Annotated in this window: 1 protein-coding gene; it reads left to right on the top strand. The window is 69.5% G+C overall.

Annotated features, from left to right (window positions below; translation table 11 throughout):
- The coding region (locus tag G3I71_RS45145) for an ABC transporter substrate-binding protein (protein WP_164324713.1) at nt 1-722 on the top strand (722 nt) is incomplete at both ends.

Raw genomic sequence — 722 nt, 5'->3', positions numbered from 1 at the left:
TGCAACTCCGCTTCCAACCACACCGATCCCGGCAAGCCCGGGGGCGGGGCGCAGGCCGTGCGCGGGGTGAGCGCCGACTCCATCAAGGTCGGCGGCATCGTGTCGATGACGAGCGCCGGCGGCTACAGCAAGAAGGACACCGACCTCGGGGCCAAGGCCCGCTACCTGCGGGCCAACGCGGAGGGCGGCGTCAATGGCCGGAAGATCGAATACATCGGCGCGGAGGACGACGGCCAGGACCCCGGCAAGAACCTGGCCGCCGCCCGCAAGCTCGTCCAGCAGGACAAGGTGTTCGCGGTCTCCCCGATGAGTTCGGTGACCTTCTCGGGGGCCGACTTCCTGGAACAGGAGCAGGTGCCCACCTTCGGCTGGGGCACCCTGCCGGCCTTCTGCGGCCCCAAGTACATCTACGGGTTCAACGGCTGCCTGGTCCCCGGCCCCGGCGGCAGCATCAACCAGACCTGGCCCGAGGGCATCGGCCAGGTGCTCGGCGGCAAGCGGGGCAAGTCGGTGGCGATCATCGCGAACGACAGCGACGCCGGCAAGTTCGGCATCCGGACCTTCCAACAGGGGTTCACCAGCGCGGGGTTCACGGTGTCCTACGCCAAGGCCTCGGTCCCGGCGACCGCCGTGCCCAGCGACTGGTCGGCGTACGTCAAGGACATCCTCGCCGGCAACGGCGGCAAGGCCCCCGACGCTGTCATCTCCGTCATGCAGACCCC

The sequence above is a fragment of the Streptomyces sp. SID12501 genome, assembly GCF_010550245.1.
Lineage (GTDB): Bacteria > Actinomycetota > Actinomycetes > Streptomycetales > Streptomycetaceae > Streptomyces.
The sequence above is the reverse complement of the archived record's forward strand: the minus strand, read 5'-3'. Positions and strand labels throughout refer to the sequence as shown.